The organism is Methylobacterium oryzae, assembly GCF_021398735.1.
Taxonomy (GTDB): Bacteria; Pseudomonadota; Alphaproteobacteria; order Rhizobiales; family Beijerinckiaceae; genus Methylobacterium.
The window spans coordinates 5,090,183-5,102,901 of record NZ_CP090349.1 but is presented as its reverse complement, the minus strand read 5'-3'; the positions used below and the strand labels follow the sequence as shown (position 1 = coordinate 5,102,901).

Here is a 12,719-nt window from a genome sequence, read left to right as displayed (position 1 = left end):
CGCAGCACCGCTTGCGTAGATACCGCCCCGCACAACGGTCCTCGAAGGCCGAATGAGGGGAAACACCATGCTCGACGTCATCGCCCGCCTCCTGCTCTCGGCCGGCATCATGGTCGGCACGACCTACCTGCCGGCGCTCTCGCAGGCCGTCACCGGGCAGCCGGCCGGCACCCGGAGCTACGCCGCGGACGCGCCCGCCTGCCCGGTCAAGCCCGCGATGGCCGGGATCCGCGCCCGGTCCTGCCTGGGCTGACCGGTATGGAGACGCTTCCTCTGATCCTGCTCGTCGGCGGGAATGTCCTGCTCGCGATCGTGATCCCGCTCCTCGTCTGAGCGCGCCGCGATCATGCTCCGCGAGGCCGCCGGAAGGCCGGTCGACCAGGGCCCGCCGCGAACCGCCGCCGCGGTCGGCAGTTGCCCGCCGGTGAGGCCTCGATTAGCCGGTCGATGCGGCCGGCTCGGGCCGCGCCCCGTGTCACGATGCGCCGCCGCCCATGCCCGCGTCTCCAAGCCTCGCCCGGGACCGATCCCGCATCGCGGCCCTCGCTCTGGCGACGCTGATCGGCGTCGGCGATCCCCGCCCGGGCTGGTCCCTCGACATGCCGGACAGCCCGCGTCCCGCCCGGCCGTCCCGGCCGGTGCCGCCGGAGCTGGCCGCGGCCCTCGCGGCCTACAGGACCTACGTCGTGGCCCAGGCCGACGCCTTCGTGCGCGAGACCGCGCGCTTCGTCGCGGCGATCCAGGCCGGGCAGCTCGCGGAGGCGCGCCGGCTCTACGCCCCGGCGCGCGCGCCCTACGAGCGTATCGAGCCGGTGGCGGCCCTGTTTCCCGAGCTGATCAAGCGTCTCGACGTGCGCAGCGACGAGTTCGAGCTGCGCGAGCGCGATCCCGCCTTCGTCGGCTTCCATCGGCTGGAGATGGCGCTGTTCACCCTCGGCACCACGGAGGGGCTCGGCGAGGTCGCGGAGCGGCTCACCGCCGAGACCGTGACCCTGCGCGACCGACTCGCGGCGCTCGCCATCCCGCCCGCCCGGGCGGTCGGGGCGGCCTCGGCCCTGATCGAGGGGATCGCCGCCACCAAGATCAGCGGCGAGGAGGAGCGCTACAGCCGCACCGACCTGTGGGACTTCCAGGCCAATATCGAGGGCTCGAAGGTGGTGTTCACGCTCCTGCGGCCGCTGCTGACGGACCGGGACTTCGTGGCCCGGGTCGAGCGCAGCTACAAGCGGGTCGAGGACCTGCTCGCGCGCTACCGCAGTCCGGACGGCGGCTTCCAGAGCTACGACAACCTTACCGCCCGGGACCGCAACGCCCTGAAGGGGCCCATCACCCTTCTGGCTGAAGATCTGTCGACGCTGCGTGGCCGGCTCGGTCTAGACTGATATCATTGCCGAGGTGCCGCGCTGTGGCCTCTCTTCGTGGCTAAAGGCGGCAGCGCGACCAGATTTTGCCGAGCGACGATGCGCTTCCTTTCACCGGTTCCCACCCGCCGCCGGTTTCTCGGCGGCCTCGGCGCCGCCGCGCTCCTCGGGCCCGCCCGGGCCGAGGACGCGACGCCGACCATCGCCACGGAAGGGACGCTCGTCGCCCAGCCCTTCTACGGCCCCCACCAGGCCGGGATCGTCACCCCGCAGCCGGCCGCCGCCCTGTACGTCGCCTTCGACGTGCTGGCCGAGCGGCGCGGCGAGCTGCCCCGCCTGTTCCGGACGCTCACCGAGCGCCTCGCTTTCCTGACGCGCGGCGGTGCCGTGCCCGATCTTCACCCGCAGCTCCCGCCGCGCAATTCCGGCATCCTCGGGCCGACCATCCTCCCGGACAATCTCACCGCCACCGTCTCGGTCGGCGCGAGCCTGTTCGACTACCGGTTCGGCCTGGGTCGCGCCCGCCCGCGCCATCTCGGGCCGATGGAGCGCTTCCCCAACGACGCCCTCGACCCGGCGCAGTGCCACGGCGACCTGCTGATCCAGTTCTGCTCGAACACCGCCGAGACCAACATCCACGCCCTGCGCGACGTCATCAAGGCGACGCCCGGCCTCCTCACGCCGCGCTGGAAGATGGAGGGCTTCCTCCCGCCCCACGTGGTGAAGACCATGGGGGCCGACACCGTGCGCAACATGCTCGGCTTCAAGGACGGCACCGCCAACCTCGACGTGCGGGACCTCCGGATGATGGACCGTTACGTCTGGGTCGGAGCGGGGCAGGACGAGCCGGCCTGGACGACGGGCGGAAGCTACCAGGTCGTGCGGATCATCCGCACCCTCGTCGAGCGCTGGGACCGCACGCCGCTCGGCGAGCAGGAGGCCATCATCGGGCGGCACAAGGGCAGCGGCGCGCCGCTCCGGCAGGGACACGAGCGCGACGTCCCCGACTACGCCGCCGACCCGGACGGCGAGGCGATCTCGCTGGCGGCCCATATCCGTCTCGCCAATCCGCGCCTGCCGGGCACCGAGGGCAGTTTGATCCTGCGCCGCAGCTACAACTATTCCCGCGGGCTGACCGCCGCCGGCCAGCTCGACATGGGCCTGCTGTTCGTCTGCTACCAGGCCGACCTCGCCGCCGGATTCGTCACCGTGCAGAACCGTCTGTCCGGCGAGGGGCTCGAAGAGTACATCCGCCCGATCGGCGGCGGCTATTTCTTCGCTCTGCCCGGCGTGCCGGGGCCCGGCTCCTTCCTCGGGGAAGGAATGCTGGCCACGACCTAGACGGCGTCGACGCGGATTCCGGCTCGGACCACCGCCCCCGGATGCTGCGCCCGGGGCGCCCGAGAGACCGGCCGCCCGCGGGACCGCTCCCGCGCTCAGTCGCCGTCCGTCTGCCCCGCGATCAGGGCCATGCGGACGAGTTCGGAAAGGCTGCCGGCCTGGAGCTTGGACATGACGTTCGCCCGGTAGATCTCCACCGTCCGCGGGCTGATGCCGAGATCGAGGCCGATCACCTTGTTGGCCTTGCCGGCGATCAGTCCCTCCAGCACCTGCCGCTCGCGCTCGGTCAGTTCGGCCAGGCGCGCCCGCACCGCGTCGCGCTCGGACGCGCGCTTGGCCGTCCGGTCCGAGCGCGCCAGGGCCGAGCGGATGCTGGCGAGGAGCACCTCGTCGTCGAACGGCTTCTCGATGAAGTCGACCGCGCCGGCCTTCATGGCCGCGACCGCGAGGGCGGCGTCCGCGTGGCCCGTCATGACGATGACCGGCGGCAGGCTACCCCGCTGACGGAGGCGGTGCAGGAGCTCAACGCCGTCGATGCCGGGCATGCGCACGTCGGTGACGACGCAGCCGACGCGCTCGGATTCTGCCGCCAAGAAGGCGGTCGCGGAATCGTGGACGCGGACGGTCAGCCCGTCGGTCGCCAGCAGGAAGGCCAGCGCCTGACGCACCGCGAGATCGTCGTCCACGATGTGCACGGGCGCGTCACTCGACATGAGCCATCTCCTCGCGGTCGAAGGTGCGCAGGGTGAAGCGGAAGGTCGTCCCGCCGTCCGGACCGGGTCCGGCCTGGATCTTGCCGCCGTGGGCCTCGACGATCGTCCGGCAGATCGACAGGCCGACGCCCATGCCGTTCGCCTTCGTCGTCACGAAGGGCTGGAAGAGCTGCTCGGCGATCTCGGGCGCGATGCCGGTCCCGGTATCCGACACGCGCACCTCGACCAGGCCCTCGGCGGGCAGCGCCCGCGTGGCGACGGTCAGGTCGCGCCGGGCGACGTCCTGCATGGCCTCGATCGCGTTGCGGATGAGGTTGAGCAGGACCTGCTGCACCTGGATCCGGACCGCCATCACGAGGGGCGCGTCCGGGTCGAGATCGAAGCGGACGCGCACGCCCTTCTCCTTGGCGCCGACGAGGGCCAGGGCGCTCGCTTCCTCAATCAGCTTCGGCAATCCCTCGATGTGGCGCTCGCTCTCGCCGCGCGACACGAAATCCCGCAGGTGCCGGATCACCTGCCCGGCTCTCAGGGCCTGGTCGGCCGCTTGATTCACCGCGTCGGCGAGCAGGGGCACCTCGGGACCCTCCATGCGCCCGAGGAGGCGGCGGCAGCCCTTCAGGTAGCTCGCGATCGCCGTCAGGGGCTGGTTGATCTCGTGGGCCAGGGTCGAGGCCATCTCGCCGAGGGCGGTGAAGCGCGACATGTGCACCAGCTCGGACTGCAGCTCCTGCAGGCGCGTCTCGGTCTCGTTCCGCTCGGTGAGGTCCCGGATGAAGCCCGTGAAGTAGCGCTCGCCGCCCGAGCGCATCTCCCCGACCGACAGCTCCATGGGGAAGGTGGAGCCGTCCTTGCGCTGGCCGACCACGACGCGGCCGATGCCGATGATCCGGCGCTCGCCCGTCCGGAGGTAGCGGGCCATGTAGGCGTCGTGTTGGCTGCGGTACGGCTCCGGCATCAGCACGCTGACGTTCCGCCCGACCATCTCGTCCGAGCCGTAGCCGAACTGGCGCACGGCGGCCGCGCTGAACGACTTGATCTGCGCCTGCTCGTCGATGACGATCATCGCATCGGGGACCGTGTCGAGGATCGAGCGCAGGTGCGCCTCGCGCGCCCGCAACTCCTCGTCGGCCTGCTTCTGCGCGTGGATGCTGAAGACCACGCCCCGGTGCCGGCACGGCCGGCCGCCGGCATCGACCTGCACGCGCCCGCGCGAGCGCAACCATTGAACGCGTCCATCGGGATGCACGGCGCGGAAGTCGATCTCGTAGCTTCCGCCGTCCGTCAGCGCGTGCCCGATCGCCGCCGCCCGGGCGGCGCGGTCGTCCGGGTGAACGCGCGCTTGGATCTCGTCCAGGGTGGTGAGACGGTCCGGCGGCACGCCGAACAGGCGGATGCAGGACGGGAGGATCGTGACGCGCCCGGTCGGGATGTCGAGGGCCCAGCCGCAGATGCCGGCCTCGTCCAGCGTCAGCCGCAGGCCGTCGGCGTCGAACGGGCCGCCGTCGCCGGTGGCGGGCGCGTATGGGTGTTCAGGCGTCGTCATGTCAGTCGCGCGCGGGGGGACGGCACCGTCATCCGTCCGGGTCGTCGGCGCCCGTCTTACACCGCCGGTTGCATCAGCAAACAGCCGGGGGGCGCGCGTGCGCGCCGCAGCGGCTCACGGCGTCGCCGTCGCGCCCTGCTTCCGCGCGGTGACTTGCCGGAGCAGGCGTCCGAGCTGCTCGGCCGAGTAGGGTTTGTGCAGGACCGAGAATCCGTGCGCGCCGTCCTGCGCGAGGACGTGGCTGTAGCCTGAGGCCAGGAGCACCGGAAGCCGCGGCATCCGGCGCCTGAGTTCCTGCGCGAGGGCCAGCCCGCCCATTCCCGGCATCACCACGTCCGAGAACACGACGTCGAACTCCGTTCCCTCGGGTCCGAGCCGGTCCAAGGCTTCCTCGGCATTCGCCGCCCAGGTGGTCTCGTAACCGAGATCTTCCAGAATCTGCGTGGCGAAGGTGCCGACCTCGACGTTGTCCTCCACCACCAGAACGCGCTGGCCGGAACCGATGGGGGAGGCCGGCTCCGCGGGGGCGACGGCGGCGTACGGCGCGGACTCGGCCGCGACTTCGGGCAGGTAGAGCGTGAAGGTCGTCCCCGCGCCGAGCACGCTCTCGACCGCGACATCGCCGCCGGACTGCTTCGCGAAGCCGAATACCTGGCTCAGGCCCAGGCCCGTCCCCTTGCCGACCTCCTTGGTGGTGAAGAACGGCTCGAAGATCCGGTCCAGCACGTTCGGGGCGATGCCGGAGCCTGTATCGGTGAGCGCGATCGCCGCGAACGGCCGCGCACTCGCCGCGTGCCCGCGGATCGCCGGCAGAGGGCAGGTGCAGGTTAATCGCAGCGTGAGGGTGCCCTCGCCGTCCATCGCGTCGCGCGCGTTGACGGCGATGTTCACCAGCGCCGTCTCGAACTGGCTCAGGTCGGCGCGCACGGCGCAGGAGACTTCCGGGATCGCGGTGACGACCCGGATCCGCGCGCCCGTCACCGTGTCGAGCAGCTCGGCCACGGCCCGCAACCGGTCGCCGAGGTCGAAGACCTGCGGGTCCAGGGTCTGGCGGCGGGCGAAGGCGAGAAGCTGGCCGGTCAGCTTGGCGGCGCGATCGACCGTGTCGGACACCGCGTCGAGGTAGCGGGCCTTGCGCGCCTCGGGCAGCTCGGGCCGGCGCAGGAAGTCGACAGACGAGCGGATGATGGTGAGCAGGTTGTTGAAGTCGTGCGCCACGCCGCCGGTGAGCTGGCCCACGGCCTCCATCTTCTGCGACTGGCGCAGCGCCTCCTCGGTCTTGAGCAGCTCTCCGGTGCGCTCGGCGACACGGCTCTCCAGGGTCTCGTTCAGCTCGCGCAGGCCGTCTTCCGCCAGCTTGCGGTCGTGGATGTCGGTCGATGTCCCGAACCAGGCGGTGATGCTCCCCCCGGGATCGCGCAGCGGTTCGGCCCGGGCCATGTACCAGCGATACGCGCCGTCGTGCCGCCGATAGCGCACCTCGATCTCGTAGGTGACACCGCACTCGCGCGCGTCCGCCCAGACCGCCGCCGTCCGCGCGCGATCGTCCGGATGCACCGCCTCGATCCAGCCATCGGGCAGCGACGCCTGCGTGTCGAGGCCGGTATACGCGCAACAGCGGTCGTTCAGGTAATGCAGCCGGCCGTCCGGCGAGGCGAACCAGACGAAGGCCGGCACGACGTCGGTCAGCGTGCGCAGCCGCGCCTCGGCCTCGCGGCGCTCGTCGATGTCGATGACCGAGCCGAAATAGCCGAGGAACGCGCCGTCGGAGGCGAACCGCGGCGACGCGGCGTCGAGCGCCCAGCGGTACCGGCCGTCCCCGTCCCGGAGGCGGTATTCGAGGCGGAACGACGCTCGGTCGGCGTTCGCCGCCAGGAACACCTGCTCGGAGTGGGCGCGGTCGTCGGGATGGATCGCGTCCAGCCAGCCGAGGCCGAGCGCCTCGGCCTCCGCCTGCCCGGTGAACTCGTACCAGCGCCGGTTGAGGTAGATGCACGCCCCGGTCTCGTCGGTGATCCAGGTCATCACCGGCGCGTCGTCCGCCATGGCGCGGAAGCGGGCCTCGCTCTCCCTGAGCCGCGCGTCGGCCTCGTGGCGGAACGTGACGTCGCTGGCCATCCCGAACCACTCGGTGACGGTCCCGTGCCGATCGATCAGCGGCACCGCGCGCGACAGCGTCCAGCCGACGCCGCCGTCGGCGCGCCGGACCCGGTGCTCGAGTTCGAACAGGCCCTTGCGGCTGACCGCGTCGTTGACGGCGGCCATGACCTCAGGCCTGTCGGCCGGATCGACGTAGCGGTCGAGCCAGCGCACGCTCGGCTCCGCCATGTCGGACAGGAAGCCGCGGCCGTCGAGCTGGCGCATCTCCTGCCAGTCCGGGCTCATGCGGTAGACCACGTCGGAGGTCGCGTGGACCAGGGCGCGGAGCCGCGCCTCGCTGAGCCGCAGGCTCGCCTCCGCGCCGACACGCTCGATATGCGCCCAGCAGCGCTCGGTCGCTTCGCGGATGAGCGCGAGCTCGGCGCGCGACCAGCGGTGAGGCCGCGCGTGGTGGACGGCCATCAGGGCGGCGAGCCGTCCGTCCTTCACCAGCGGCATGCAAATGGTGGCCGCGATCCCGATCGCCCGGAAGGCCTCGGCCTCGTGCGGGGCGAGCTCGGCGGCGTTGTCGTTGATGATGAGCGGCCGGCCGGCATTGAGTTCCTGGACGGCCAGGGCGCCGAAATCGGCGAGGCTGTAGCGCCCGAGGATCGAGGGCGCCGTCGGCACGTGCCAGTTGCCGCGGATGGTGAAGCCGTCGCCGTCCGGATCCATGTCGGCGTAGGCGCAATTCGACAGGTTCAGGTGCGCGCCGACGCAGCGCGTGGTGATCTCCAGGATCGTGCCGGCGTCGCGGGCGTTCGCGGTTGCCTGGCCCAGCTGGTCGAGGAAGCCGAGGCGGCTCTCGTTCTCGGCGATCCGACGCTCGCTGAGGACGCGCTCGGTGATGTCGCGCACCGTGGCGAGCGTGCCGATCGGCGTCCCGTCGTCGTCCAGGATGGGCGTGTAGTCGAGGTCCATCCAGACCGTCTCCGGACGCCCGTGTCGCCAGAGCTCCAGTTCCTGGGCGCGGAAGCTGAGCGGGCGACCGGCCAGGCCACTCGCGATCACGTGCGCGTTGAAGGCGCGGGCTTCCGGCCAGAGTTCCAGGAGACGCCCGCCGAGGGCCTCCGGATGGCGCGGGCCGCAGACCTCCGCGTAGCCCCGGTTGTAGACCAGGATCCCGTCGCTTCCCCAGATCGCCACCGTCGGGACCGGCGAGAGCAGCAGGGTCTGGACGATGGTCCGGACGGGCGCGGACCAGGAGGCGATGGCCCCGAGCGGCGTCGCCGCCCAGTCATGACCGCGGATCAGGTCGCCGAGATCCCCGCCTCCGACCGGAGACCAGTTCTGCGGGACGGCCGCGCGCGTCATCGATGCGAATACCGAAACCGTTCCATCGCGGCGCTTGTCGACGCGCGGGCGCGCATCGTCAACATCCGCCGGGCCGGGCCGCGGGGTCCCGAAGTTTCTTCCCGGAGGTGAATCCGCTAGGCGTGAAGGCCGGTTCAGAGCGCGCCTTCGCTTTCCGGCATCGTTCGCGCGTTCGCACCGAAACCGGTTTCGTTTTCGCCGCGCGGAGGTCTGAAGGCATGCTCTCGGAGCGTCAGAATGCGATCATGGACGTCGCCCGGACCGAGGGGCGCGTCTCGGTCGATGCCCTGTCCGGCCGGTTCGCGGTCAGCGTGCAGACCATCCGGAAGGACCTGAATGACCTCTGCGATGCGCGCCTCCTCTCGCGCATCCACGGCGGGGCGGTGCTCGGCGCGGGCGCCGAGAACCTCGACTACGAGGCACGCAACGCGATCGCGGCGCCCGAGAAGGCGGCGATCGCGCGCGCGGCCGCCGACCTGATCCCGGACCGCTCCTCGCTGTTCATCAATATCGGCACCACCACCGAGGCCGTCGCCCGGGCGCTGCTGAGCCATTCCGGCCTCATGGTGATCACCAACAACCTCAACGTCGCGCTCGCCCTGCGGCCCAGCCCGGAGATCGAGTGCATCGTGGCGGGTGGCCTGATCCGCCGCTCGGACGGGGGGATCGTCGGGGAGGCGGCGGTGGATTTCATCCGCCAGTTCAAGGTCGATTTCGCGGTGATCGGGGCCTCGGCGATCGACGAGGACGGTGCCCTCCTCGACTTCGACTATCGCGAGGTCCGGGTCGCGCAGGCGATCATCGCCAACGCCCGCCACGTCGTGCTGGTCGCCGATTCCACCAAGTTCGAGCGCAGCGCGCCGGTCCGGCTCGCCCAGCTCAGCCAAGTCGGCACCTTCGTGACCGATCGCTGCCCCAGCGATACGCTGCGCGACCTGTGCCGCGCGTCCGGAGTGCGGCTCGTCGAAACCGGTCGCTGAGCGTATCGGTTTCGATTGACTTTCCTTTGGTTTCGTATTCAATTCCTCTGCTTTCGCAGCCGCGCGTCCGACGCCGCGGCACGAGAGGGGGAGGATCATGCGGACGTTCGACGTTGCCGTCATCGGCGGGGGGATCAACGGTTGCGGCATCGCGCGGGACGCGGCCGGCCGGGGATACTCGGTGTCGCTGACCGAGCAGAATGACCTGGGCAGCGGCACCTCGTCATGGTCGACCAAGCTGATCCACGGCGGTCTGCGCTACCTGGAGCACTACGAGTTCCGCCTCGTGCGGGAGGCGCTGGCCGAGCGCGAGGTGCTCTGGGGGATCGCGCCCCACATCGTGCGCCCGCTGCGCTTCGTCCTGCCGCTCCACGCGGGCCTGCGTCCGGCCTGGCTGCTGCGGATCGGCCTATTCCTCTATGACCATCTCGGCGGCCGCAAGCGCCTGCCCGGCACGCGCCCCGTGGACCTCTCCGGCCCCATCGGCGCCCCGCTCAAATCCGAGTTCCGGCGCGGCTTCGAGTACTCGGACGCGCGCGTCGACGACACGCGCCTGGTGGTGCTCAACGCGCGCGACGCCGAGGCGCGGGGCGCCGAGATCGCGGTGGGGACCCGCGTCGTCTCGGTCCGGCGCGAGGGCGATCTCTGGCGCATCGTCCGGCGCGAGCTTCGGACCGGCCGCGAGGAGGAGATCGCCGCGCGCTTCCTCGTCAACGCGGCCGGCCCCTGGGTCGACCGGGTGATCCAGGGGCCGCTCGGCCGGAGCGAGGCCAAGCACGTGCGCCTCGTGCAGGGCTCGCACATCGTGATGCGCAAGCTCTACGACCACGACCGGGCCTTCATCTTCCAGAACGCGGACGGGCGCATCATCTTCGCGATCCCCTACGCGAACGACACGACGCTCGTCGGCACGACGGACCGTGACTTCTCCGGCGATCCCGCCGACGCGGCGATCACCGAGGAGGAGACCGCGTATCTCCTGAGCGCCGCCAGCGAGTACTTCGCGACGCCGCTTCGCCGGGAGGACATCGTCTGGACCTTCTCGGGGGTGCGCCCCCTCTACGACGATCACGCCTCCGCGGCGCAGGAGGCGACGCGCGACTACGTGCTGAAGACGGACGGCGCGGCCGGCGAGGCGGCGGTGCTGAACATCTTCGGCGGCAAGATCACCACCTACCGCAAGCTGGCCGAGGATGCCCTGAAGGAGATCGGCCAGCGCCTCGGGGCGCGCGGCCGCTCGTGGACCGGAGCCGCCGCGCTGCCGGGCGGCGACTTCCCGGTGGACGGGGTGGCCGAGCTCGAGGCGCGCCTCGCCCGCACCGCGCCCCGGCTCGGCGCCGCCACGGTCCAGCGCATGGTGGCCGCCTACGGGACGGACGCGCTGCGCATCGCCTCGAATCTGGGACCCGATCTGGGACACGGCCTCCACGAGGGCGAGCTGCGCTGGATGATGGACCGGGAATGGGCCCGCACCGCCGAGGATGTTCTCTGGCGCCGGTCGAAGCTCGGTCTCGCCTTCTCGCCCGACGAGGTCGCGGCGCTCCGAGCGCGGATCGCGGCCATGACCGGCCGCACCGACGGCGCGATGGCCGCCGCCGTCTGAGACCGGCAAGGACGCACCGAGACCGAGAGACGGCGACCCGGCCGAGCCGGAGAGGCGCCGCATCACAGGAGGAAACGATGCCGCGACCGGACCATGCCGTCCACCATCGCCACAGGTCGAGACCGGACGCGCGGATCGCGCGTCGGCGCGCCGATACGGCACGACGCTGAGTGCGGCACCTCAGCACCCCGTCCAATCCGAGATGCGCCCGGGATGAGCCCGGGTCCATCCGCGGTCTCAAGCACCAAGGCGCGCCATGATCGGCTTTCTCGCTCCCGCGGCCCACAGGCCACCCATTCAGACGGATCGCGTCGATCCGACCTACCGCAAGCTGCGCTGGCAGATCTTCGCGGGCATCTTTCTCGGCTATGCGGGCTATTACCTTCTGCGCAAGAACTTCTCGCTGGCGATGCCCTACCTCGTCGAGCAGGGCTACAGCCGCGGTGAGCTCGGCACCGCGCTCTCCGCCGTCGCCATCGCGTACGGCCTGTCCAAGTTCCTGATGGGCATGGTCTCGGACCGCTCCAACCCGCGCTACTTCCTGCCGATTGGCCTCGTGCTCTCGGCGCTGGTGATGTTCCTGTTCGGCTTCGTGCCCTGGGCGACCTCCAGCGTCGGCATCATGTTCGTGCTGCTGTTCCTCAACGGCTGGTTCCAGGGCATGGGTTGGCCGCCGAGCGGCCGCACGATGGTGCACTGGTGGTCCCAGAAGGAGCGCGGCGGCGTCGTCTCGGTCTGGAACGTGGCGCACAATGTCGGCGGTGGCCTGATCGGCCCGCTCTTCCTGCTCGGCTTGGCCTGGTTCAACGACTGGCACGCGGCGTTCTACGTGCCCGCCGCCGTGGCGCTCGGCGTCGCGGTCTTCGCCTTCATCACCATGCGCGACACGCCGCAATCCTGCGGGCTGCCCTCCGTGGAAGCCTGGAAGGACGATTATCCGGACGGCTACGACGCGAACCACGAGCGCGAGTTCTCCACGCGCGAGATCTTCGTCGAGCACGTGCTGAAGAACCGGATGCTCTGGTACATCGCCTTCGCCAACGTCTTCGTCTACCTGCTCCGCTACGGCGTGCTGGACTGGGCGCCGACCTACCTGAAGGAGGCCAAGCACTTCTCGGTCGACAAGACCTCCTGGGCCTACTTCCTCTACGAGTGGGCCGGCATTCCCGGTACCCTTCTCTGCGGCTGGCTGTCCGACAAGCTGTTCCGTGGCAACCGGGGCGCGACGGGCGTGGTGTTCATGTTCGGCGTCATGGCGGCGACGCTGGTCTACTGGCTCAATCCCGAGGGTAATCCGGGCGTCGACCTCGCGGCCCTGATCTGCATCGGCTTCCTGATCTACGGGCCGGTGATGCTGATCGGCCTCCAGGCCCTCGAGCTCGTGCCGAAGAAGGCGGCCGGGACGGCGGCGGGCTTCACGGGCCTGTTCGGGTATCTCGGCGGCTCCGTCGCGGCGAGCGCGCTGGTCGGCTACACGACCGACCATTACGGCTGGAACGGCTGCTTCATTCTCCTGCTGGCGGCCTGCGTCCTCGCCATCGTCTGCCTGTCGCTGACCCTGCGGCACAGCAGCACCGCGGTCGCGCAGCCTGCCTGAGCGGCGGTTCCCGGGGGCGGCAGGGATGCTCAGGCTTCCTGCCGGCCCGTGCCGGTGCGATCGGGACGGGCGCCCGGAGCGGCCGTCCCGGCGCCGAGCGTGACGATCGGATCCTTCCGCCGGTCGTC

Annotated in this window: 9 protein-coding genes; 6 read left to right on the top strand and 3 right to left on the bottom strand. The window is 71.0% G+C overall.

The window, feature by feature from the left end; genetic code table 11:
- Positions 1-67: 67 nt before the first annotated feature.
- The 3 genes from LXM90_RS24425 to efeB all read left to right on the top strand — a co-directional run bounded on the left by LXM90_RS24425 (position 68) and on the right by efeB (position 2,702).
- Complete coding sequence (locus tag LXM90_RS24425) at positions 68-253, top strand: hypothetical protein (RefSeq protein WP_020093140.1); 186 nt, start codon at positions 68-70, stop codon at positions 251-253.
- A 241-nt stretch (positions 254-494) separates the two neighbouring features.
- Positions 495-1,382, top strand: a complete 888-nt coding sequence (efeO, locus tag LXM90_RS24420) for an iron uptake system protein EfeO (RefSeq protein ID WP_020093141.1) — start codon at positions 495-497, stop codon at positions 1,380-1,382.
- Positions 1,383-1,460: 78 nt separating this feature from the next.
- Complete coding sequence (efeB, locus tag LXM90_RS24415) at positions 1,461-2,702, top strand: iron uptake transporter deferrochelatase/peroxidase subunit (RefSeq protein WP_020093142.1); 1,242 nt, start codon at positions 1,461-1,463, stop codon at positions 2,700-2,702.
- 95 nt (positions 2,703-2,797) lie between these two features.
- Here efeB and fixJ read toward each other — a convergent pair whose 3' ends face one another.
- The 3 genes from fixJ to LXM90_RS24400 all read right to left on the bottom strand — a co-directional run bounded on the left by fixJ (position 2,798) and on the right by LXM90_RS24400 (position 8,411).
- Entirely contained in the window at positions 2,798-3,415 is a 618-nt protein-coding gene (fixJ, locus tag LXM90_RS24410; protein ID WP_234081169.1) for a response regulator FixJ, read from the bottom strand.
- Complete coding sequence (locus LXM90_RS24405; protein ID WP_020093144.1) at positions 3,405-4,958, bottom strand: PAS domain S-box protein; 1,554 nt, start codon at positions 4,956-4,958, stop codon at positions 3,405-3,407. The genes fixJ and LXM90_RS24405 overlap by 11 nt, the downstream gene beginning before the upstream one ends.
- A gap of 114 nt (positions 4,959-5,072) precedes the next feature.
- Entirely contained in the window at positions 5,073-8,411 is a 3,339-nt protein-coding gene (locus LXM90_RS24400) for a PAS domain S-box protein (protein WP_020093145.1), read from the bottom strand.
- A 218-nt stretch (positions 8,412-8,629) separates the two neighbouring features.
- Here LXM90_RS24400 and LXM90_RS24395 point away from each other — a divergent pair, with 218 nt between their 5' ends.
- From LXM90_RS24395 to glpT, 3 genes are all read left to right on the top strand, one after another.
- Positions 8,630-9,391 carry a DeoR/GlpR family DNA-binding transcription regulator gene (locus LXM90_RS24395; protein WP_020093146.1) on the top strand — a complete coding sequence of 254 codons (762 nt, stop codon included), beginning with the start codon at positions 8,630-8,632 and terminating at the stop codon, positions 9,389-9,391.
- A 97-nt stretch (positions 9,392-9,488) separates the two neighbouring features.
- A complete protein-coding gene (gene glpD, locus LXM90_RS24390) occupies positions 9,489-10,994 on the top strand; it encodes a glycerol-3-phosphate dehydrogenase (protein WP_020093147.1) in 1,506 nt (501 codons plus the stop codon).
- A 256-nt stretch (positions 10,995-11,250) separates the two neighbouring features.
- Complete coding sequence (gene glpT, locus LXM90_RS24385; RefSeq protein ID WP_020093148.1) at positions 11,251-12,591, top strand: glycerol-3-phosphate transporter; 1,341 nt, start codon at positions 11,251-11,253, stop codon at positions 12,589-12,591.
- The last annotated feature ends 128 nt before the right edge of the window (positions 12,592-12,719 follow it).